This is a genomic window from Lentzea terrae, assembly GCF_003265345.1.
Classification (GTDB): domain Bacteria; phylum Actinomycetota; class Actinomycetes; order Mycobacteriales; family Pseudonocardiaceae; genus Lentzea; species Lentzea terrae.
On record NZ_QFWW01000002.1, the window covers coordinates 112642 to 134414 of the forward strand.

Consider the following 21773-nt stretch of genomic DNA (forward strand, 5'->3'; position numbering starts at 1 on the left):
GTCGATCAGCGGCGCGACCCCGTTGCACGCCGCACGCGCCCGACAGGCGCCGGGAGGCGGTCCACGCGCACCCGCCTCCCGGCCCACCTGGCCGACACGCAGATCCGCAACGCAGGCGGCTAAAGCCCGAAGCCTCCGCTGCACAGCGATACTGCCCCCGCCCGCAGCGTGCCCGATCGAGCGCTTTCCCGCCGCACCCCGGGCGGTCGATCAGCGGCGCGACCCCGTTGCACGCCGCACGCGCCCGACAGGCGCCGGGAGGCGGTCCACACGCGCATGCCTCCCGACCCACCTGTCCAACGCACACGTCCGCAACGCAGGCGGCCTGAAGCTCGACCTCCGCTGCCCGGCGATGCTGCCCCGCCCGCAGCGGCCCGATCGGGCGCTATCCCGCCGCACCCCCAGGCGGTCGATCAGCGGCGCGACCCCGTTGCACGCCGCACGCGCCCGACAGGCGCCGGGAGGCGGTCCACACGCGCCCGCCTCCCGGCCCACCTGGCCGACACGCAGATCCGCAGCTCAACCCGCTCCCTCGTCCCTGCCCTGCCATGACCCGCGTTCGAAGCCGGACCGACCGGCTCGTGCACTGGCTGTGACGGGTACGCGGCGTGCTTGGAGCTACTCCAACACCCACCCGTTCGAGTGAATTAGCCCTGGCAAGGGGCGGAAAGAGGTTTGAAGCGATGTTCGTGAGGCTCGTACGGCTTCTGAACGCGTCCGCGCGGAGCGATCCCGACGTGCGGCGGCGTGACGGTACGAGCGGGTGGCAGCCCGGCTACGGCCGGGTTGCGGGTGAGGAAGAAGGTGCGGTCAGGCCTCGGACTGCTCGTTGAGCTTGGTGCGCAGGCGCAGGACGGCACGGGTGTGCAGCTGGCAGACCCTGGACTCGGTCACGCCGAGGACCTTGCCGATCTCGGCGAGGGTCAGGTTCTCGAAGTAGTAGAGGGTCACGACCACGCGGTCGCGCTCGGCCAGCTGCGCTATGGCGTCGGCCAGCTGACGGCGGCTGTCCTGGTCGACGAGCGACGCCACCGGGTCTTCCGCGGCGTCGTCCGGCAGCGACTCGGCGAGGGAGGAGCCGCCCTTGTTCGGGGCGATCAGCTCGTCCAGGGCGACGACGCTGGTGAGCTGGAGCTGGCCGTACAGCTCCCGCAGCTCGGCCAGGCCGATCTTGAGCTCTGCGGCGAGCTCGCGGTCGGTGGGCGTGCGCTGCAGCTTGGCGCCGAGGCGTTCGAGGGCGCGCTCGACGTCGCGGGCCCGGCTGCGGACCGAGCGCGGCACCCAGTCCTGGGAGCGCAGGTCGTCGAGGATCGCGCCGCGGATGCGCTGCATGGCGTAGGTCTCGAACTTGAGGCCGCGTTCCGGCTCGAACTTCTCGATCGCGTCGACCAGGCCGAAGATGCCGGACTGGATCAGGTCGGCCACGTCCACGTGGGCGGGCAGGCCGGTGCCGACCCGGCCCGCGACGTACTTGACCAGCGGCGCGTAGTGCAGCACCAGGCGATCGCGCTGGCCCTGGTCGTGCGACTCGCCGTAGCTGCGCCACAGCGCGACGATGCCGGCCTCGACGTCGTCACCAGACCTGGCGTCCGCGCGCGTCACGGCAGTCGGAACGGCTGTGGGCGTGCCGTTGACATGCGTGTCCGCACCGGGCTCCGCGGTCGCCCCGGTGCTCGCCTCCGTGTGCGGCGCGCCGTTCTGACGGTGCCCGTTGCTCGCCTGCTTCGAAACTGGTGCGGGCACGACGGGTTCAGGGGGCACGGTCGCCGTACGCGATCCTCCCCCTGCGGCGTCAGGAACGGGGGTGGGTTCGGTCATGGATCGCCTTCAGCCGTTCGACAGTGACGTGTGTGTAAAGCTGAGTCGTTGCGAGCGTAGCGTGACCAAGCAGTTCTTGGACGGTGCGCAGGTCCGCTCCTCCTTCCAGCAAATGGGTCGCAGCGGAGTGGCGCAACCCGTGCGGCCCGATGTCCGGCGCATCCGGTACCACGGCGACCACCTCGTGCACCAGAGTGCGAACGGCCCGCTGGTTCAGCCGGCCGCCGCGGGCACCGAGGAACAACGCGGGCGGCGAATCCGGTGCTACCAGGGCGTTTCGGCCCTCGTCCAGCCACCGCCGCAGCGCTCGCTCCGCCGGCACGCCGAACGGCGTGCTGCGCTCGCGTCCACCTTTGCCCAGAACTCGAATCACCCTTAGGGAGTAGTCCACGTCGTCGAGATCAAGACCACAGAGTTCGGCCACGCGGATACCTGTGGCGTACAGCAACTCCACCACGGCCTGATCACGCAGCGCAACCGGATCGCCTTCGGAAGCGCCAGAGGATACGGCGGTCATCGCGTCCTTCGCCTGGTCCGCGCGCAACACGGACGGCAACGTCCGGTGCGGCCGTGGAGCAGCAAGGCGAGGCCCGGGATCTGCGGCCAGATGGCCAGCGCGATGCGCCCACGCGGTGAACGTGCGCGCAGCAGCAGCCCGGCGCGCGAGCGTGGTGCGGCTCGCGCCTGCCGTGCGTTGCGCGGCAAGCCATGACCGCAAGCTCGTCAGGTCAATGCGGCCGATGTCGGCCTGTTCAGGACTATTCCCAGCGACATGTCCAAGCAACGCCACAGAATCACCGATGTACGCGCGCACGGTGTGCGGCGACAGATCGCGCTCCAACGTCAGGTGCCGCTCGTACTGCCGCAACACGTCCGCGACCGACGCCGGCAGCTTTTCGCGCAGGCGAACGAGATCGACACGGCGTGTCCGACCATGCGGCGGCGGGGACATAGGCCAAGACGCTGCGCCAGTCGGGGCGTTTGGTCAAGTATCGCCACACCCTCGCGCCAGTTGAGAGCGCTCTCATGATCGCGAACGCGATAACGTTTCAACTCCCTGTGACGACCAGGGGTTTGGTGGCACGTACAGATCACCTTTCGGAGTAGCGATGGTAGCCAGCACCACCGTCCGAACAGCCGATGAGCTAGCCCGCCGGGTCGTGCGGAAGATCGCTCCTGAGGAGCTGTCCTCGTTCGACCTCGTCGCCGCTCCCTACCTGGAGAACCCCGAGCAGGCCGAACGCCGGCTGCGCAGCGCCCACGACGACCCGCTGGGCTTCGGCCTGGGCGACATCGTGGCGATGGCGACGCCCGTGATCGCCCTCGTGTCCGGCAGCGTGATCACCGCGGTCTCCGACAGCCTCGGCAAGGCCGTGCGCGACGGCACCAGCAACGCCGTGCGCAAGGCGTGGCGCAAGGTCCGCGGCAAGCGCGACGAGCCACTCGAACTGCCGTCCACACCGCTCACCACCACACAACTGGCCGAAGTGCGCCAGATCGCCCTGGAACGCGCCCTCTCCCTGGGCATGAAGCAGCAGAGGGCCGAAGCGCTGGCCGACGCCGTCGTCGCCGCCCTCGTACTGCGCGACAACAACCACGCCCCAGGCCGCGAGCCCGGCGAACCCCAGAGCTGATCAGCGCACCTCCACCTTCTGCCAGCCGCCGTCACCCTGCAGCGCCAGCCCAGCAAGCTCCAGTTCGGGCAACAACGCCCGAACCCGTTCCAACGGCACTCCGGACTCGACCGACACCACCTCGTCACTGACCCCGCACCGCTTCCCCAGGGCCTCGTACACCCGCATGGCCTCCCCGTGCGGCGCCCCGAGGTCGCTGTCCTTCTCGGCGGGCTCGGTGGCGAGGTCGTCGCCGAACCGCCCCACCGACTCCACGATCTCGGCCACCGAACTGACCGAAACCGCCTGCCCGTCCCGCAACAACTCGTGACACCCCACCGAACTCGCCGACGTGACGGGCCCAGGCACCACCATCAACGGCCGCCCCAACGCCAACGTGATCGCAGCCGTGTTCTTGGCCCCACTGCGCCGCCCGGCCTCGACCACCACAGTGCCGCCACCCAACGCCGCAATGAGCCGGTTCCGCATGAGAAACCGATGCCGCGCAGGCGAAACCCCAGGCGCGTACTCGCTGACGATCAGCCCTTCCCGCGCGATCTTCCCGAGCAACCCCTGATGCCCAGCGGGATAAGCGAAGTCCACCCCGCACGCCAACACCGCAACCGTCAGCCCGCCGGCACCAAGCGCACCCCGATGAGCCGCACCGTCAATCCCGTACGCAGCCCCGGACACAACCGTCACGCCCGCCTCAGCCAACCCGTAAGCGAACTCGCCGGCCACGTGCTCGCCATACCCACTGGCAGCACGCGACCCGACAACCGCCACGGCCTTGTCCGTGGCCTCCGCAAGGTCGTGCGGCCCGCGCACCCACAACGCCAACGGCTCACCCCCACACCGCTGCGCCGCCGGACCCCCAAGCGCCACAAAGGGCCACCGCGGCCACTCGTCGTCCTCCGGAATGAGCAGCCGCCCACCGCGCTTCCCAATGAGCTCAAGGTCTTCGCAGACCCGCTCCTCAGTTCTGCGGGCCGACGTCTGACTGGCAACGGACGGCGAGACCTCACCAGCACGCACCATCGCCGCGGCCTCGACCGGACCGACCTCGGCAACGAGCGCGGCCAGCGCCGCCGGATACGGCTCGGCCACGCGGGACAGGTAGGCCCTGGCCAGGCGGATGGCATCGGTGGATGGAGTGGTCACCGGAACCACCACCAAGGCAGCCACCGGTACCAGGGATCCGGACGCCAGGGACCCGGCGGGCTGGCACCTGACGATCGCCTCCGGACTGTGGACGGCAGCTGGAGAAGCGCGGGCACGGCGGACGCCGCGGAGGAGGCAGCTGGCGCGAGAAGTGGGGTCATGGTCGGGCTCCTGTTCGGGAGTTGTGCGCGGACAGCGGGTAGCCCGCCTGCGCTGGGCCGTCTGGGTGCCGGGCGCGGAGTGGGAGTGGGGCTCCGTGCCCGGCGGCTTTGGGTGGCTGGAACGGATTCGCCGATGCGGGTGGGCGTTTGGTGCGCGGGTGGTGGGTCGAGCGGGACGCACGCTGGGGGTTTGAGGGCGTCCCGCTCGACCAGGGCCGGTCGCGGAGTCGGGGCTTGGGTGCTCCGCGACCGGCTGCTTGGGGGTGTTCGTCGGCGGGCGCGAGCCTGGGTTGGGAGCCGGCTTGGGTCTCGGGCGAGCCAAGTGATCTGGGGTTGTTGGAGGAGCGGGACGCCCGCTGGGGGTGTGCGGGCGGCCCGCTCGACCAGGGCCGGTCGCGGAGCAGGGGCTCGATTGCTGCGCGACCGGCTGCTTGGGGGGTGCCGGGGGCGCGGGCTGGTGGTTGTTGGGTGTTGGTGGGGCCAGGCGTGGAGAGGGGGTGGGCTCCACGCCTGGCGGCTTTGGCGGCCGGGGTGGCCGTTCGCGTGGTGCGGGTTTGGGCGGGCGCGGTTGGTCCCGCGGCCGTTTGGCGATGGCTCGGGCTGGGGGCGGTCAGGTTGAGCGGCGTTCTCGGAATTGGAGGGCTGCTGCTACGTGGTCGGCGGTTGGGCGGTCGGATTCGGCCAGGTCGGCGAGGGTCCAGGCGACGCGTAGGCAGCGGTCGGCGCCTCGGCCCGTCAGGGCGCCGGTGGCGAGGGCTCGGTCCAGCAGGGTGGTGGAGGTGCGCGGCAGGGCGAACTCGCGGCGTAGGGCCGGGCCTGGGACTTGGGCGTTGGTGGGCCAGGTGTGGCCGTTGGCGGACCAGCGGGTGGCGGCTCGGGATCTGGCTTTGAGGACTCGTTCGCGGACGATGGCGGTGGGTTCGGGTGGGGTGGCGTCGGCGTTGGTCATGGCTGTGGTGGCTCTCATTCGGACGCGGAGGTCTACGCGGTCCAGCAGCGGGCCGGAGAGGCGGGCCTGGTAGCGGCGGCGGACTGTGGTGGTGCAGATGCAGTCGATTTCTTTCGGCGGGGCGCACGGGCAGGGGTTGGTGGCGAGGATCAGCTGGAAGCGGGCCGGGTAGCGGGCTATGCCGTCGCGGCGCGGGATGCGGACTTCGCCCGACTCCAGGGCGGTGCGGAGGGTGTCGATGGTTTTCTGGCCGAACTCGCACGCCTCGTCCAGGAAGAGCACGCCCTTGTGGGCGCGGGAGGCGGCGCCCGGTTTGGCCATGCCGCTGCCGCCGCCGATCAGGGCGGCTATCGACGTCGTGTGGTGGACGTCCACGAACGGTGGGGTGGCCACCAGCGGGCAGTCGGACGAGAGCAGGCCTGCCACCGAGTGGACCGCGGTGACCGCCAGGGCGTCTTCGCGGGTCAGGGGTGGCAGCAGGCCCGGCAGGCGTTCGGCCAGCATGGTCTTGCCGGTACCGGGCGGGCCCGTCAGGAGCAGGTGGTGGGCACCTGCTGCCGCCACCTCCAGGGCCCAGCGGGCTTCTGGTTGGCCCACCACGTCGGCCAGGTCTGGCACGGCTGGGGACGCTGAGGGCTCGGACTGGGGAGGCAGGGGTTGCAGGGTCACGTCCTCGGCGCGGAGCCAGGCCAGGACCTCGGCGAGGGTCAGCGCGCCGTGGACTTCCAGGCCGTCGACCAGGGCTGCTTCCGGCAGGGCGTCCACCGGGACGATCGCAGTGAGCAGGCCTGCTCGGCGGGCGGCCAGCAGAGCGGGCAGGACGCCGCGGACCGGGCGGACTCGGCCGTCCAGCGCCAGTTCGCCCAGCAGGACCGTGCTGGACAGGCGGTCGGGCGGGACGGAGCCGGCTGCGGCCAGGGTGGCGCAGGCTATGGCGAGGTCGTAGCTGCTGCCGCCCTTGGGCAGGTTGGCCGGGGAGAGGCCCAGCACGATGCGCTGCTTCGGCCACTCCTCGTGGCTGTTGCGGACGGCGGCTTTGACGCGCTCCTTCGACTCGTGCAAGGAGGCGTCGGGGAGGCCGAGCAGGTGGGTGCGGGGCTGGCCCACGCCCACGTCGGCCTCGATCTCGACCGCCAGGCCGTCGACGCCGTAGAGGGCGACGGACCACGCCTGCGCCAGGCCCATCTCAGGCTCCCCGCAGGTGTTGCAGCTGCGGATCGCCGCCTGGCGGCCAGGTGACCGAGATCAGGTCTACCCGGACCTGGCACCAGCCGACGCCGTGCGCGGCGAGCCAGCGCAGGGCTGTTCGGCGCAGGCGGGAGAGCTTGTGCTGGTCGACCGCCTCGTCCGGGCGACCCCAGACCGGGCCGGACCGGGTCTTGACCTCGCAGACGACCAGGCGGTCGCCCTCCACGGCCACGACGTCGAGCTCACCGTCGCGGCACGTCCAGTTGCGGGACAGGACGACGAGACCCTGCCCCTCCAGGTACCCGCACGCCAGGTCCTCGCCCTGACGGCCCAGCTCCTGCTGCCTGGTCTCGACCAGTGCCTGTACCACCACTGTTCTCGCCTCCCTGCGGGTCGTTGGGTACGACCTTGCAGGGTGGGGAGGGGTGGGTGGCCGGGCTGAGGGGAATCTGTGGACAACTCGGCGGCTGTGGACAAGTCGGCCGTTGTCGATGTTGAAACGGCGGAAATGTCGGTGGGGTGTGCTAGGGCGGGCGTCCGGAGCTGAAAGCGCAGATCGTGGGTGGTTTCCGGCGCCTGAGCACCGGAAACCACCCACGATCGAAGCACTACGTGGGGAACGGCCCGCTTTCCGGCAGGCGCAGGTCGGGCTTGTCCAGCTCCTCCACGTTCACGTCCTTGAACGTGATGACACGAACGTTCTTGACGAACCGTGCGGGGCGGTACATGTCCCACACCCACGCGTCCGACATGCGCACCTCGAAGTACACCTCGCCGTCGGCGTTGCGCACCTGCACGTCCACCGAGTTGGCCAGGTAGAAACGCCGTTCGGTCTCCACGACGAACGAGAACTGGCTGACGATGTCGCGGTACTCCTTGTACAGCGACAACTCCATCTCGGTCTCGTACTTCTCGAGATCCTCTGCACTCATTACGCCTCCGCGCGGGTCATCTGCTCCGCGCCCTCCCTCGTCGCGAGCTCCCCGGCGTCAACCGGGGCTGCCTCATTCTGGACCACGGCGGTCGTGGCCGTGCCGCGCGCCACCCTGTGCGGCGCGGCGAGTCCGTGCTTCGTAGCCGCCGCTGCCACATTTACATACGACCAGCGATGCTCCGCACACGGGCCGTGCTCCATCAACGCCGCCGTGTGATCCGGCGTGCAGTAGCCCTTGTGCTCGTTGAAGCCGTACTGGGGATAACGCTCGTGCAGATCGGCCATGATCCGGTCTCGCGTGACCTTGGCCAGCACAGATGCCGCCGCGACGCACGCCGCCGCCTGGTCGCCCTTGATCACCGCGACGCTCGGCGCGGGCATCCCCGGCACCTTGAAACCGTCTGTCAGCACGTACCCAGGATGCGTCGCCATCTGCGCAACCGCGCGCCGCATGCCCTCGAGGTTCATGACGTGGATACCCAGCCAGTCGATCTCCGCAGGCGACACGACGATCACGGAGTGATCCACGGCACGCTTCAGCACCAGGTCGTACATCCGGTCGCGGGCCGAAGCGGTCATCAGCTTCGAGTCGTTCAGCCCTTCGAACCGCGCCGCGTCACCCGGCCGAAGCACGCACGCCGCGATCACCAACGGCCCGGCACACGGTCCCCGTCCCGCCTCGTCGACGCCGGCGACCGGCCCCAGACCACGCCGCTCCAGCGTGCCCTGCAACGCCCAGTTCCCCGACGAGCCCCGCACGACCGCGCGGGGCGGCAACAGCATGGTCATCGGCGGAATCGGTCTCGCACTCGACGTCCGAGCAGCAGAAGCGGCCACGCAGCGACGATACCCACGCCCATCGGAACGCTCTGCTGCCATCCCGGCGCACCCATCGCGACGGTCTGCGGGTTGTGGTCCGTCACCCCGCCCCACCTCGACGGAGGCAGCACGATCACGCGCGCCTTGCCGATCACGTTGTCCACCGGCACCAGCCCGTTGACCCCGCCCTGGCCCTGGCAGCGCGAGTCGCACGAGTGGTTGCGGTTGTCGCCGAGGACGAACAGCATCCCGTCCGGGATCTTGAGCTCCTCGAACGACTCCTGCTCGGCCGGCGTGCCCGCGTCGAAGTGCTTGTACGGCTCGTCCAGCGGCTTGCCGTCCACCGTCACGCGGTTCTGCTCGTCGCAGCACTTCACGGTCTGCCCGCCGACGGCGATCACGCGTTTGACGAAGTCCTCCTCGTTCGCCGACGGCAGACCGATCAGCGACCCGAGCCACGAAAGGCCTTGCGAGATCGGGTTGCCCGGCTCGTCGGTCACGAAGTCGTTCTGCCACGACGGCGGCCCGCGGAACACGACCACGTCACCCGGCGACGGCTCGGTGAAGCGGTAGGTCACCTTGTCCACCAGCACCCGATCGCCGTAGCAGTCGGTGCACCCGTGCAGCGTCGCCTCCATGGACTCCGACGGGATCATGTAGACGCGGCCGAGGAAGATCTGGATGCCGATCGCGAGGCCGAACGCGACCAGGATGAGGACCGGCAGTTCCTTCCAGAAGTTGCCCTTTTTCTTCTTCTTCGAACGTTTCTCCGAAGCGTCCGAAGTCGGCTCGTCGCTGGACGGGTTCTGCTCTGGATCGACGTCAACCACGAGATCAGCCTAGGGGCTGAGGGTTGTGATCGGACACAACACTCCACCGATCTCTCGGGAAAATGATGTAGCGCGCCTTCCCGATGACGTTCTCGATCGGGATCGTGCCCGCCACGCCCCCACCGCCCTGTTTGCGGGAGTCCGTGGAGTTCATCCGGTTGTCCCCCATGACGAACAAACGCCCTTCAGGGACGCGCACGGGAGCGAACGGCTCGTGGTTCGCCGGTGAAGTGCCGGGCTGCCAGTAGATGTACGGCTCATCGAGCGGTTTGCCGTCCACGACAAGACGGTGTTGCTCATCGCAGCACATCACCGTCTGGCCGGGCAGCGCGACGACGCGCTTGACGAAGTCGCGCTCGTTCGCGGGCGCGATGCCCAGCAACGAACCGATGTTCTGCACAACGCGCGCAACGGGGTTCGTGGACGACGCCACGCGGAACTCGTTCGAAGTCCACGCCTCGGGGCCGCGGAACACGACCACCTCGCCCGCCTCGACGTCGCTGAAGCGGTAGGTGACCTTGTCGACCACCACCCGGTCGTTCTCACAGCCCGTGCAGCCGTGCAGCGTGCGCTCCATCGACGCCGAGGGGATCACGTAGACCCGCGCCACGAACGCCTGGATCAGCACCGTCAGCACGACGGCCGTCACGACGACGTAGAGAACTTCTCTCCAGACAGGAGTACGCCCCCGCTCCGGTTCGTCCGGTGCGGAGGCGTCCTCGAAGTCTTCTGGGCTCGAAGCCACCGATCAGGAGACCGGCTTGGCCTCGCGCTTCTCCTTGATCTTGGCGGCCTTGCCGCGCAGGTCGCGCAGGTAGTACAGCTTGGCGCGACGCACGTCACCGCGGGTGACGACCTCGATCTCGGAGATGTTCGGCGAGTGCACCGGGAAGGTGCGCTCGACACCGACGCCGAAGGAGACCTTGCGGACGGTGAAGGTCTCGCGGATGCCGCCGCCCTGGCGACGGATCACGACGCCCTGGAACACCTGGACGCGCTCGCGCGAGCCCTCGATGACGCGGACGTGGACCTTCAGCGTGTCACCCGCGCGGAAAGCCGGGATGTCAGAGCGCAGCGACTGGGCGTCGAGTGCGTCCAGGATGTTCATCGGTGGTCCTCACGTGTGTCTGTGAACTCCCCAGAGCATGTTCCATGGCTGTGCACGACATGATGGGGGTCGGCTTGGAGCGCACGCCGATATGACAACCGGCTGCGGCAACCGTTCTAGTTTGCCATGCAGCCCCGCTGTACGAAAAATCGGGCTACTGCTCGCTCTCGCGCAGGCGTGCGAGCAGGGCGCGGTCGTGCTTGTCGAACGCATCCTCCGGCAACGATTCCAGCAGGTCAGGACGCCTTTGGAAGGTCCTGACGAGCGATTGGTCACGCCGCCAGCGGTTGATCAGCTTGTGGTTGCCGGAGCGCAGCACGTCCGGCACGGCGAGCTCGCGCCACACCTCCGGCCGCGTGTAGCTCGGGCCTTCGAGCAGGCCGTCCTGGAACGAGTCCTCGGCGTGCGACTTCGGGTTGCCGAGCACGCCGGGCAGCAGCCGAGCGACCGCTTCCACGATCGCGAGCACGGCCACCTCGCCACCGACCAGCACGTAGTCGCCGATTGACACCTCATCGACGCGCACGCGCCGTGCGGCGTCATCGACAACACGCTGGTCAATGCCCTCGTAGCGACCGCACGCGAACACAAGGTGCGACTCGCTCGCGTACTCGTGCGCGAGCGCCTGAGTGAACGGACGTCCAGCCGGCGTCGGCACGATGAGGCGGGTGGAGTCCGTGCACACGTCGTCGAGCGCCTGGCCCCAGATGTCCGGCTTCATGACCATGCCGGGCCCGCCGCCGTACGGGCTGTCGTCGACGGCCTTGTGCACGTCCTGGGTCCAGTCCCGCAGGTCGTGGACACCGACGCTGATCAGGCCCTTGTCGATCGCCTTCCCGAGCAACGCGGCACGCAGCGGCGCCAGGTACTCGGGGAAGATCGTGACGACGTCAATCTGCATCGAGCAGACCCTCTGGCGGGTCGATCACGACACGGCCGCCGCGGACGTCCACGGTCGGCACGATCTCGCGCACGAACGGGATCAGCGCCTCGCCGCTGTCGCGGATGACGACGAGCAGCTCGCCACCGGGACCGTGCACGATCTCCTTGACAGTGCCGATCTTCGTGCCGTCGACGAGTTCGGCCGTGAGCCCTTCGAGCTCGTGGTCGTAGAACTCGTCGGGGTCTTCGTTCGGCGGCAGGTCGTCGGTGCTGCCCAGCAACAACGTGCCGCGCAACGACTCCGCGACGTCGCGCGTCACGACTTCTTCGAAACGCACGAGCAGCCGCCCGGCATGAGGCCGGGCGGCTGACACAGTGAGGCTTCGAGACGTGCCGTCGCGCAGCTTGGCCTGCATCGTCGCCCCGATCGCGAATCGCATCTCGGGAGAGTCAGTGCGCACGTCAACGGCGAGTTCGCCGGTGATCCCGTGCGCCTTGGCCACACGGCCGACAACTACGTCCATTTGCCCTGAAAGCTCGTTCTCAGCGGTCGGTGTCGACGACGTCGACCCGCACACCACGACCGCCGATACCGGCCATCACGGTGCGCAGAGCCGTCGCGGTGCGACCGCCACGACCGATCACCTTGCCGAGGTCGTCCGGGTGGACGTGGACCTCGAGGGTGCGGCCGCGGCGGGTCGTGACGAGGTTCACCCGGACGTCGTCCGGGTGGTCGACGATGCCGCGAACGAGGTGTTCGAGGGCGTCAGCCAACAAACTCACGCCTCGTCCTTGGTGGCCTCGTCAGCCTTGGGGGCCTCGTCGGCCTTCTTGGCCTTCTTCGCCTTCGGCGTGGTGGCCTCGGTCATCGGCTCCTCGTTCGCGGCGGCCAGAGCGGCGGCGAACAGGTCGGCCTTGGAAGCCTTCGGCTCCTTGACCTTGAGGGTGCCCTCGGCGCCAGGCAGGCCCTTGAACTTCTGCCAGTCACCGGTGATCTCGAGGAGACGCTGCACCGACTCGGTCGGCTGCGCGCCGACACCCAGCCAGTACTGCGCGCGCTCGGAGTCGACCGCGATGAACGACGGCTCTTCCTTCGGGTGGTACTTGCCGATCGTCTCGATCGCCTTGCCGTCGCGACGGGTGCGCGCGTCGGCGACCACGATGCGGTAGTACGGCTGACGGATCTTGCCGAGACGCTGAAGCTTGATCTTGACGGCCACGGGCCTGGTACTCCTTGAACTCTGTGTTGGTGGTTCGCACAGCCGCGGCCCGGGCAGAGGGGCCGACCGCGGCGGACAACCGGCAATTCTGCCAGATGGGGGCTGGTGGATCCGAATCGGGTCGCTAGACGAACGCCTTGACGGTCTTGAGGGCGTCTTTCACGGCTCGCGCGTGCTCGACCGCGCCCGGCGTGTCGCCGTGCACGCACAGCGACTCCGCCTGGGTTTTGATGATCGTGCCGTCGACCGCGACGAGTTCTCCCTCGAGCAGTCTGGTCGCGCGCTCGATGATCTGCGCGGTGTTCGTGAGCAGGGCATTCGGCTCGCTGCGCGGGACCAGCGTGCCCTGCGGGGTGTAGCCGCGGTCGGCGAACGCTTCCTGGACCGGCCTGAGGCCGTTCTGCGTCGCCTTCTTGAGCAGCTGGGAGCCGGGCAGGCCGAGGATCGGGAGGTCCTTGAACGCCTTGGTGCCGTTGACCACGGCTTCTGCCTGCTTTTCGTGGTGCACCGTCGCGTTGTAAAGGGCGCCGTGCGGCTTCACGTAGACGACTTCGGTGCCTGCTGCTCGTGCGCACGCGTCGAGCGCGCCGATTTGGTACAGGACCTCGTCGGCGAGCTCGATCGGGTCGGCGTCGATGAACCTGCGCCCGAACCCCGCGAGGTCGCGGTAGCTCACCTGCGCGCCGATCTTGACGCCGTTCTGCGCGGCTTGTTCGCACACCTTGCGCATGGTCGACGGGTCGCCGGCGTGGAAGCCGCACGCGACGTTCGCGCTGGTGATGATCCCCAGGAGCGCTGTGTCGTCGCCGAGCTTCCAAATGCCGAAGCCCTCGCCGAGGTCGCTGTTGAGGTCCATCAGATGACCCCCACGGAGACGAGGAGGAGCGTGAGGCCGGGGAGGAAGTTGTTCATCACGTGCACCACGATGCTCGCCCCGAGGCGTCGTGTGATGAGGCGCGCGATGCCGATCGGGATGGCGATCACGAGCAGCAACCACGTGCGGTGGGGTTCGAGGTGGCTGACCGCGAAGATCACGGTGGTGAGCACGAACGCGGCCCACCTGCTCCAGCCCTGGCGTTCGACGGCGCCCCAGAGCAGGCCGCGGAAGATGATCTCCTCGCAGATCGGCCCGATGAAGCTCATGTAGAGGAACATCGTGATGGCGGCCGAGAGCGGCAGGTTCGCGTCGGTGAACAGCTCGCCCACCGCGCTCGTGGCGTTCTCCGCGCCGACGATGCTGGCCCAGAGGTTGGCCGCGGCCAGGGTGAGGACGAGCCCGCCGACGCCGATCTTGAGACCGGTGGCGATGTCCTCCTTGGTCAGGCTGAGGCGCAGGTCGATCACCGGACCGTTGCCTCTCACGTACGTGATCGCGATGGCGAGGCCGGCGGCGAGCATGATCGGCACGAGTGAGCCGATCAGCACCAGCGCGGTCGAGTTCTCGAGGTTCGCGCCGAGGCTCTTGCCCACCGCCGTGATGAAGACGGCGCTCAGGATGAAGACGGCCTCGACCAGGATGAAGGCGCCGAATCCCCAGCGCTGGCCGACCCGCTCCGGCTCCGGGTTGCGGCTGATGTCCCGCACGCTCTCGATGAAGCCTCGGCTCGGCTTCGGGGACTCCGGCTCACTCACGCTCTGCAATCTAGTCACGCCGCGCGTACCTGCAGATGCACAGCGCACGGCGGTGTTGTCTGTGGTGCACTCAAGATCGGCTCACCTCGCGATCGACGGCTTTTGAAGCACCGATGCTCGACCGGGGCCTCGCGATACGAGTGGAGTGGGGACCGCGATCAGCCGCCCCGAGTCCGAGGTTAGCCTGCTGCACCGACGGAATCCCGGCCAAGCATCTGGCCAAAAGATGGTCAGATCGGGGCCGGGTGGATGTCCCTTCTTCCGGTGAACGGATCGGCGCGCGAGGGGTGGGGTAAACCTCGGTGGCGCGGGGCCATTGGTGCAGGTTGGGTGCCGAGGGCGGGCTTGCGGGCGTGGGGACGACACGGCTCGTCGGAACGTCCGGTGGCGAGACGTTGCTGGTGGGGCTCGTGCGCGCGCAGAAGCCGCACGGCGCGCCGGGAGCTCAGAGGCGAGACGGTTGCGGCACGTCGTGTGGGGCGGCGAGATGTGTGGGCAGCACAGGTGCGCGCGGCACCAGACAGCCCGCCGAACCCGCACGGGCAAGACCGTTGCGGCGCGTCGCGTGCGGCGGCGAGCTGCTGCGGGCGGGGCTCGTGCGCGCACAGGAGCCGCACGGCGCGACGGAACCGCACAGGCAAGACCGTTGCATGCGGCAGCGAGTTGCTGTGGACGGCCGTGCGCGCAGAAGCCGCACGGCCCGCCAGACCCACACAGGCAAGACCGTCGCCACCCCTCGCGTGCGGCGGCGAGACGCTGCGGACAGCCGTGCGCGCGCAAACACCACACGGCGCGCGCCGGAACCTCAGCGGCGCAGGGCCGTCTCCCGTTCCATGTGCGAGAGCTTCGCCGGGTTGCGCACCGCGTAGAGACCGCTGATCAGCCCGTTGTCGATGCGCAGCGCGATCACGGTGTCCAGCTCGCCGTTGTACCTGACGATCAACGCCGGGTGCCCGTTTGCGCGCCACGGCTCCATCGTCCAGCCGGTGAACTTGGTCAGGCCGCCGATGAGCAGGCGGGCGACCTTGTCCGCCCCCACCACCGGGCGCGGCACGGCCTGCTTCACTCCGCCGCCGTCGCCGAGGAACACGACGTCCGGGGCCAGCAGGTCCAGGAGTTGCTGCAGGTCGCCGGTCTCGGTGGCGCGTTTGAACGCGGCCAGGGCGTCGCGGGTCTCGTCCTGGGAGACCACACCGCGCGGGCGGCGGGCGGCCACGTGAGAGCGGGCTCGGTGGGCGACCTGGCGGACGGCGGCCGGGGTTTTGTCGACGGCGAGGGCGATCTCGTCGTAGTCCAGGTCGAAGACCTCGCGCAGCACGAAGACAGCGCGTTCGGTCGGGGTCAGGGTTTCCAGGACCAGCATCATCGCCATCGAGACGCTGTCGGCCAGTTCGACGTCCTCGGCGACATCGGGAGTGGTCAGCAGCGGTTCGGGGAGCCACGAGCCGACGTAGGACTCCTTGCGGCGGCCCAAGGTCCGCAGCCGCGTCAGGGCCTGGCGGGTGACGATGCGGACCAGGTAGGCGCGGTGGTTCTCGACGATGCCCAGGTCGACGCCCGCCCACTTCAGCCACGTCTCCTGCAGCACGTCCTCGGCGTCGGCGGCGGAGCCGAGCATCTCGTAGGCGATCGTGAAGAGCAGGTTGCGGTGGCTGACGAACGAGTCGGTTGCGGCATCCATGGTCACAAGACACCAGCCGGCCGCGGTTTGTGACAGTGGGCTGAGTCACAGTCACAAAATCCAGAAGTCCGGCATCTCGTGGTCGTTCAAGCCACACCACGAGGGAGCAAGAACATGCGTCTCAACCTGTTCGGCACCGAAACCGGCACCATGCTCGCCAAGCGGTTCGCCGGGCTCAGCACCGTGCTCCACCAGTCGACGTTGCCGAAGACCGTGATCGAGCTGGTCAGCCTGCGGGCCAGTCAGCTCAACGGCTGCGGCTTCTGCCTCGACATGCACGTCAAGGAGGCGGTCGCGGCCGGTGAGGACCCGATGCGGCTGCACCTGGTGGCCGGGTGGCGGGAGACCACCGTGTTCACCGAGGCCGAGCAGGCCGCACTGGCGTTCGCCGAGGAGGGCACCGAGAACGTGAGCGTCAGCGACGACACCTGGACGGCCCTGACCAAGCACTTCGACGACGAGCAGACCGCCGCGCTGGTGTGCCTGGTCGGGCTCATCAACGCGGCCAACCGGATGGCCGTGATCACGCAGCAGAAGGGCGGGGCGTACCAGGTGGGCGCGATGGCCCACTTCGAGAGCTAAAGAATCCTGCCCCTGAGCATGATCATGCGCGGCGACCGCAGGACGTCGAGGTCAAGGCGAGGGTCCTCGTCGTAGACCACGACGTCCGCGGCCGCGCCTTCCACCAGAGACGGGAAACCCAGCCAGGAGCGGGCGTTCCACGACGCGGCACCGATGGCGTCGACAGCGCTCATGCCCACGCGGTGCAGCGCAACGATCTCGTCGACGATGCGGCCGTGCTGGATGCCGCCGCCCGCGTCGGTGCCCGCGTAGACCGGCACGCCCGCCTCGATCGCCGACGCCACGGTGGTCGAAACGCGGGCGTGCAACGAGCGCATGTGGTCGGCGTACGCGGGGTACTTGCTCGCCCGGTCCGCGATGCCGGGGAACGTCTCGATGTTGATCAACGTGGGCACCAGCGCGGTGCCGTTGGCGGCCATCAGCGAGATCGTGTCGTCGGTGAGGCCCGTGCCGTGCTCGATGCAGTCGATGCCGGCGTTGATCAGGCCGGGCAACGCGTCCTCGCCGAACACGTGGGCCGTCACGCGGGCACCGGCGTCGTGCGCGACCTTGATCGCGTCCGTCAGCTCTGCGTCCGTCCACAGTGGAGCGAGATCGCCCACGCCGCGGTCGATCCAGTCGCCGACGAGCTTCACCCAGCCGTCGCCGTACGCGGCCTGCTCGGCCACGGCGGACGGGAGATCCGACTCGATCTCCACGCCGATGTGCGGGAGGTAGCGCTTCGGGCGGGCGAGGTGGCGGCCCGACCGGATGATCCGCGGCAGGTCGAGGCGCTCCTGCAACGGCGTCGTGTCGATCGGTGAGCCGCAGTCGCGGATCAGCAACGTGCCCGCGTCGCGGTCCGTGACCGCCTGCTCAACGGCTTCGGGCAGCTCAACGCCACCCTGCGGGCCCAGGCCGACGTGGCAGTGCGCGTCGACCAGGCCCGGCACCAGGAACCCGCCGTCGACCACAGTCGTCGCGCCCGGCACCGGCTGGGTGCGCACACGGCCGTTGACGACCCACAGGTCTCGCGGTTCGCCGTCGGGGAGGACGACGCCGCGCAGGTGCATGGTCACTTCTTCTTGTCGTCGCCGTCGAACTTGAACTTCGACGGGTCGAAGCCGGGCGGCAGCTCGTTCATGCCACCACCGAGGTTCGGCAGGCCACCGCCGGGAGGCATGCCGGGCATGCCGCCTGGCATGCCACCGGGGAACATCCCCGGGAAGCCGCCCTTGATCTTCGGGGGCGTCGGGCCGCGTCCGCCCTTGCCCTTCTTCCCCTTCTTGCCCTTCTTGCCACGACCGCCGCCACCGCCGCCGAAGCCCATCCGGCCGGCCATCGACGCCATCATCTTGCGGGCCTCGAAGAAGCGGTTGACCAGGTCGTTGACGTCGCTGACCTTGACGCCCGAGCCGTTCGCGATGCGCAGCCGGCGGGAGGCGTTGATCATCTTGGGGTCGTCGCGCTCCGCCGGGGTCATGCCGCGGATGATCGCCTGGATGCGGTCGAGGTGCTTCTCGTCCAGCATCGCGAGCTGGTCCTTCATCTGACCGGCACCGGGGAGCATGCCGAGCAGGTTCGCGATCGGGCCCATCTTGCGGATGGCGAGCATCTGCTCCAGGAAGTCCTCGAGCGTGAGCTGGCCGGTGTGCAGCTTCTGCGCCGCCTTCTCGGCCTGCTCCTGGTCGAAGTGCTGCTCGGCCTGCTCGATCAGCGTGAGGACGTCACCCATGCCGAGGATGCGCGAGGCCATCCGGTCGGGGTGGAAGACGTCGAAGTCCTCGAGCTTCTCGCCGTTGGACGCGAAGAGGATCGGCTGGCCGGTGACCTCGCGGACCGACAGCGCGGCACCACCGCGGGCGTCGCCGTCGAGCTTGGTCAGCACCACGCCGGTGAAGCCGACGCCGTCGCGGAACGCCGTGGCCGTGTTGACCGCGTCCTGACCGACCATCGCGTCGACCACGAACAGGACCTCGTCCGGGTTGACCGCGGCCCGGATGTCGATGGCCTGCTTCATCATCTCCTCGTCGACACCCAGCCGGCCGGCCGTGTCGACGAGGACGATGTCGTGCTGCTTCGCCTTGGCTTCCTCGATGCCGCGGCGCGACACCGCGACCGGGTCGCCGACGCCGTTGCCCGGCTCGGGAGCGAAGACGGGTACGCCCGCGCGCTCACCGACGACCTGGAGCTGCGTCACCGCGTTCGGGCGCTGCAGGTCGGCCGCGACGAGCAGCGGCGTGTGGCCCTGCCCCTTCAGCCACTTCGCGAGCTTGCCGGCGAGCGTCGTCTTACCGGCACCCTGCAGACCCGCCAGCATGATCACCGACGGCGGGTTCTTCGCGAGGTTCAGGCGGCGCGTCTCGCCACCGAGGACGTTGACCAGCTCCTCGTTGACGATCTTCACGACCTGCTGCGCCGGGTTCAGCGCCTGGTGGACCTCGGAACCCTTGGCGCGTTCCTTCACCTTGCCGATGAAGTTGCGCACAACGGGCAGCGCAACGTCGGCCTCGAGCAGGGCGACCCTGATCTCGCGCGCGGTCGCGTCGATGTCGGCGTCGCTGAGCCGGCCCTTGCCGCGAAGGCTCTGGAGAACCGTGGTCAGCCGGTCGGAAAGCGTGGAGAACACGCCCTCCAGACTAGCCAACCGCTATGCCGTGGCGGGCCAAGGCCTCCAGGAGGACCGGCGGCCGCCGCCCCACCGGAGCCGTCGGAACCTGCGCGAACTTCAGCCCGGCCGCGACCGAGGCCCCGTCCGCAACGGGATCGTCGCCGACGTAAAGGCACTCCGAGGGCTCTACGTCCAGCCGAACGCAGGCCGCCTCGAACGCCCGAACCGACGGCTTCGACACGCCGATCTCGAACGACAGCGCGAACGCGTCCACCGTCAGCGACTCCCGCGAGAACACCGACCGGATGTCCCACGAGATGTTGCTCAGCACCCCGACCTTCAACGGCCTGACCACCCCCAGAGCGGCGGCAGCGTCCGGGTAGGGCAGCCAGAACGCCGGATCGTGCAGCCGCTGGAAGAGCGAGTCCGGCATGGTGAGCCCGGCCAGCCGGAACAAGGTCCAGTAGGCCGACCGGTTGGCCAGCGGCGTGAGATCACGGGCCTCCCACACCGCGCGCTCGGCAGCGTTCATGCGCGCCACGAACGGTGCGGGCGCGCGCAGCACGGAGAGGTGCGGCGGCGAGAGCCAGCGGTAGGTGGGACGCCCGAACAGGGTGCCTGCGAAGTCGAAGAGGACGGCCTTGATCACGACACCATGATGCGCAGACCACCTGCGGTTCCCGCACGGGTGAGCAGTGTCACGCTCATGAAGCCGAACGGCACCCAGCCCGCCTCGAAGCGCGAGCGCATCGACGAGCCGCGGCGGACGTGTCGCTCGAAAGCGTGAGTCCGGACCACCCGGCGGCGGGCGATCTGGCCGTCCAGGGCCTGGGCCGCCGAGGCGTCCAGCCACAGGAAGTGGCGGGCACGCCCCGACAGCAGGCCGGCCAGCACGAGCATGAAACGCGTTCCGGGACGGGTGGACGGCTCGTGCACCACCAGCAGGCCCGCGCAGAAGATCGCTGCCCAGAACACCCGCATCCGATGGGAGAGGTGGACGAAGACGCGCCAGTACTTGTACGGCAGGGGCACGCGTGGTTCGAGCCACATGCGCACCTGGTCGGAGTCGAGCACGGTGACCGGCTCGTCCGCGTCCAGACGGGTGAGCAGCGTCGTCTTGCCCGCGCCGGGGATCCCGGCGAGGACGACGAGTGAGCGGGGCTGCACTCGGACGGCGGTGGTCTTCGTGTTCAACACGGCGGTCATGTCCTAGAAGACGTGTTGACCTTCCCTCTCGTTCAGTTTGGTCCGATTAATCACGAAATGCACAGGGTTCAGCGCCACACGACTGCCCGGTAGGTGCCGTTGGCGAAACCTGCGACGCCGATGACCTGGCCGTTTTCCGACAAGCCCGTCACCTGGCTACGGTTCGAGCCGGACAGCACCGGCAGCATCGTCTGGGCACCAGCCGCGTTCCAGGTCGCCGCCCACGAGCCGACGGTGCCCCCGATCACACCCGCGTCGTTGACCTCGGCGGCTGCTGACGGAGCCGGGGCCAGGAACTCAGCCGACGTGAACTCCGAGGCCTCCCAGCGAACCGCGCGTGAGCTCGCGACGCCCACGGCCCAGCCTGTGTCGGAGATGTCGCGCGGGCTCGTGTCCGGACCCAGCGTCGCGCGCCGGCGGCCTAGCCAGAGCACGCCCTCGCCGCCGGACGTGCCCACGGCGTCAGCGGCCTGGTTGTGGCCGAGCAGCAAGGCGCCGGGGTTGTCGTAGACGTAGAGGCCGCCGCCGTCGGTCCAGCGGGCCGGCTGGTCACCGGAGTAGCCGATCACGGTGCCCGTGTTGGTGATGTGACTGCCCTGGCCCGCCCCGAGCACCGTCGCCACCCCGGCGCTGTCCCAGACGACGGCCTGAGAGACGCCGTTGATCGTGGCGGTACCGGCGACGGAGCCGGAGTCGTTGATGTCGTAAGCAACTCCGCGCACCGCACCTGGCACCGTCAGCACGGTGAGCGCGCCACTGGTGTCCCAGCGGGCGGGCTGGGCCTCGTTCGCCGAGTCGATGACGTAGCCGACAACGGTGCTGTGCCTGTTGATGGCAGACGTGCCCGAGTCGAAGCCCAGGTCGTTCAACTTCTTGATCGGCGCGTTGCGGTCCCATCGCACCGCGTGCTGCGAGACACCGGTGCCGTACGAAACCCCCGCGACGGAGCCGAGTTCGTTGATGTCCAGCGCGGCGCTGCGGAGATCACCCGGCAATGTGCCGAGATCCTCCACGGCCACGGCGGCCTGCGCGGACGGAGCGGACAGGAAGGTCGCGGCAACGGCCACGACCAGGACAGATGACAGTTTGTTCTTCACGATGCAACCCCCAGCTTCGCGAATCCCTTACCCACCACCCTGCCCCGGTCGCGCAGCCGTTGTCCAGGAAGCTGTCTCGTTGTCAACAAAGAGAAAACCGGCCGGAGCGTCCGGCGGCGGAGTGCACGGCGCCTCCCCCGGCACCGCCACCGTCCACCGCCGGCCTGCCCCGGCCGGGTCCACCGTCCAGAAAGTGGTCCACCCCTCGAGGACGCTTTCCGGACACCACAAGACTGCCGGGTGCCGGAACTGCAAAGGAGCGTGAGCACCCCCGAGTGGTTGTGCGTAGAGCTACTCAACCG

At 69.2% G+C, this 21773-nt stretch carries 24 protein-coding genes; 2 read left to right on the top strand and 22 right to left on the bottom strand.

The window, feature by feature from the left end; genetic code table 11:
* Positions 1 to 810 precede the first annotated feature (810 nt).
* Positions 811 to 1818, bottom strand: a complete 1008-nt coding sequence (locus tag DI276_RS03740) for a FliA/WhiG family RNA polymerase sigma factor (RefSeq protein WP_198680446.1) — start codon at positions 1816 to 1818, stop codon at positions 811 to 813.
* Positions 1793 to 2770 (bottom strand): tyrosine recombinase XerC, encoded by a 978-nt coding sequence (locus DI276_RS03745; RefSeq protein ID WP_112261864.1) that lies wholly within the window; start codon positions 2768 to 2770, stop codon positions 1793 to 1795. Before DI276_RS03745 ends, DI276_RS03740 begins: the two co-directional genes overlap by 26 nt.
* Before the next feature lie 157 nt (positions 2771 to 2927).
* Between DI276_RS03745 and DI276_RS03750 the strand changes: the two genes are divergently transcribed.
* Entirely contained in the window at positions 2928 to 3452 is a 525-nt protein-coding gene (locus DI276_RS03750; RefSeq protein ID WP_157984503.1) for a hypothetical protein, read from the top strand.
* Here the strand turns inward: DI276_RS03750 and dprA are convergent, their stop codons facing one another.
* The 15 genes from dprA to DI276_RS03825 form a co-directional block, all read right to left on the bottom strand.
* Entirely contained in the window at positions 3453 to 4592 is a 1140-nt protein-coding gene (gene dprA / locus DI276_RS03755; protein ID WP_112262193.1) for a DNA-processing protein DprA, read from the bottom strand.
* Between the two features lie 771 nt (positions 4593 to 5363).
* On the bottom strand, positions 5364 to 6887 hold the full coding sequence (locus tag DI276_RS03760; RefSeq protein WP_112261866.1) for a YifB family Mg chelatase-like AAA ATPase: 1524 nt from the start codon (positions 6885 to 6887) through the stop codon (positions 5364 to 5366).
* 1 nt (position 6888) lies between these two features.
* Positions 6889 to 7263: a YraN family protein gene (locus DI276_RS03765; protein WP_232836433.1), complete on the bottom strand. Its 375-nt coding sequence runs from the start codon at positions 7261 to 7263 to the stop codon at positions 6889 to 6891.
* Positions 7264 to 7498: 235 nt separating this feature from the next.
* Positions 7499 to 7822, bottom strand: a complete 324-nt coding sequence (locus DI276_RS03770; protein WP_030468024.1) for a DUF2469 domain-containing protein — start codon at positions 7820 to 7822, stop codon at positions 7499 to 7501.
* On the bottom strand, positions 7822 to 8613 hold the full coding sequence (locus DI276_RS03775; RefSeq protein ID WP_112261867.1) for a ribonuclease HII: 792 nt from the start codon (positions 8611 to 8613) through the stop codon (positions 7822 to 7824). Before DI276_RS03775 ends, DI276_RS03770 begins: the two co-directional genes overlap by 1 nt.
* Complete coding sequence (gene lepB, locus DI276_RS03780; protein WP_112261868.1) at positions 8610 to 9473, bottom strand: signal peptidase I; 864 nt, start codon at positions 9471 to 9473, stop codon at positions 8610 to 8612. Before lepB (DI276_RS03780) ends, DI276_RS03775 begins: the two co-directional genes overlap by 4 nt.
* Before the next feature lie 4 nt (positions 9474 to 9477).
* Complete coding sequence (lepB, locus tag DI276_RS03785) at positions 9478 to 10218, bottom strand: signal peptidase I (protein ID WP_112261869.1); 741 nt, start codon at positions 10216 to 10218, stop codon at positions 9478 to 9480.
* A gap of 3 nt (positions 10219 to 10221) precedes the next feature.
* Positions 10222 to 10581 (bottom strand): 50S ribosomal protein L19, encoded by a 360-nt coding sequence (gene rplS, locus DI276_RS03790; RefSeq protein WP_112261870.1) that lies wholly within the window; start codon positions 10579 to 10581, stop codon positions 10222 to 10224.
* Positions 10582 to 10735: 154 nt separating this feature from the next.
* On the bottom strand, positions 10736 to 11482 hold the full coding sequence (gene trmD, locus DI276_RS03795; protein ID WP_112261871.1) for a tRNA (guanosine(37)-N1)-methyltransferase TrmD: 747 nt from the start codon (positions 11480 to 11482) through the stop codon (positions 10736 to 10738).
* Positions 11472 to 11987, bottom strand: a complete 516-nt coding sequence (gene rimM, locus DI276_RS03800; RefSeq protein WP_112261872.1) for a ribosome maturation factor RimM — start codon at positions 11985 to 11987, stop codon at positions 11472 to 11474. Before rimM ends, trmD begins: the two co-directional genes overlap by 11 nt.
* 19 nt (positions 11988 to 12006) lie before the next feature.
* A complete protein-coding gene (locus DI276_RS03805; RefSeq protein WP_030468017.1) occupies positions 12007 to 12246 on the bottom strand; it encodes an RNA-binding protein in 240 nt (79 codons plus the stop codon).
* Positions 12243 to 12683: a 30S ribosomal protein S16 gene (gene rpsP / locus DI276_RS03810; protein ID WP_112261873.1), complete on the bottom strand. Its 441-nt coding sequence runs from the start codon at positions 12681 to 12683 to the stop codon at positions 12243 to 12245. The genes DI276_RS03805 and rpsP overlap by 4 nt, the downstream gene beginning before the upstream one ends.
* 124 nt (positions 12684 to 12807) lie before the next feature.
* Entirely contained in the window at positions 12808 to 13539 is a 732-nt protein-coding gene (locus DI276_RS03815; protein ID WP_112261874.1) for a LamB/YcsF family protein, read from the bottom strand.
* Entirely contained in the window at positions 13539 to 14315 is a 777-nt protein-coding gene (locus DI276_RS03820; RefSeq protein ID WP_112261875.1) for a type II CAAX endopeptidase family protein, read from the bottom strand. Before DI276_RS03820 ends, DI276_RS03815 begins: the two co-directional genes overlap by 1 nt.
* A gap of 805 nt (positions 14316 to 15120) precedes the next feature.
* Positions 15121 to 15996 (bottom strand): RNA polymerase sigma-70 factor, encoded by an 876-nt coding sequence (locus tag DI276_RS03825; protein WP_112261876.1) that lies wholly within the window; start codon positions 15994 to 15996, stop codon positions 15121 to 15123.
* A gap of 114 nt (positions 15997 to 16110) precedes the next feature.
* On the opposite strand from DI276_RS03825, the gene DI276_RS03830 reads away from it, so the two are divergent.
* Entirely contained in the window at positions 16111 to 16578 is a 468-nt protein-coding gene (locus DI276_RS03830; protein ID WP_112261877.1) for a carboxymuconolactone decarboxylase family protein, read from the top strand.
* Here DI276_RS03830 and DI276_RS03835 read toward each other — a convergent pair.
* The 5 genes from DI276_RS03835 to DI276_RS03855 form a co-directional block, all read right to left on the bottom strand.
* Positions 16575 to 17630 (bottom strand): amidohydrolase family protein, encoded by a 1056-nt coding sequence (locus DI276_RS03835; protein ID WP_112262195.1) that lies wholly within the window; start codon positions 17628 to 17630, stop codon positions 16575 to 16577. The two genes, DI276_RS03830 and DI276_RS03835, sit on opposite strands and share 4 nt — an antisense overlap.
* A 2-nt stretch (positions 17631 to 17632) precedes the next feature.
* On the bottom strand, positions 17633 to 19186 hold the full coding sequence (ffh, locus tag DI276_RS03840; RefSeq protein ID WP_112261878.1) for a signal recognition particle protein: 1554 nt from the start codon (positions 19184 to 19186) through the stop codon (positions 17633 to 17635).
* A gap of 10 nt (positions 19187 to 19196) precedes the next feature.
* Entirely contained in the window at positions 19197 to 19817 is a 621-nt protein-coding gene (locus DI276_RS03845; protein WP_112261879.1) for an HAD family hydrolase, read from the bottom strand.
* Positions 19814 to 20374: an AAA family ATPase gene (locus DI276_RS03850; RefSeq protein ID WP_112261880.1), complete on the bottom strand. Its 561-nt coding sequence runs from the start codon at positions 20372 to 20374 to the stop codon at positions 19814 to 19816. Before DI276_RS03850 ends, DI276_RS03845 begins: the two co-directional genes overlap by 4 nt.
* Before the next feature lie 68 nt (positions 20375 to 20442).
* Positions 20443 to 21471 carry a hypothetical protein gene (locus DI276_RS03855; RefSeq protein ID WP_112261881.1) on the bottom strand — a complete coding sequence of 343 codons (1029 nt, stop codon included), beginning with the start codon at positions 21469 to 21471 and terminating at the stop codon, positions 20443 to 20445.
* Positions 21472 to 21773: the final 302 nt, after the last annotated feature.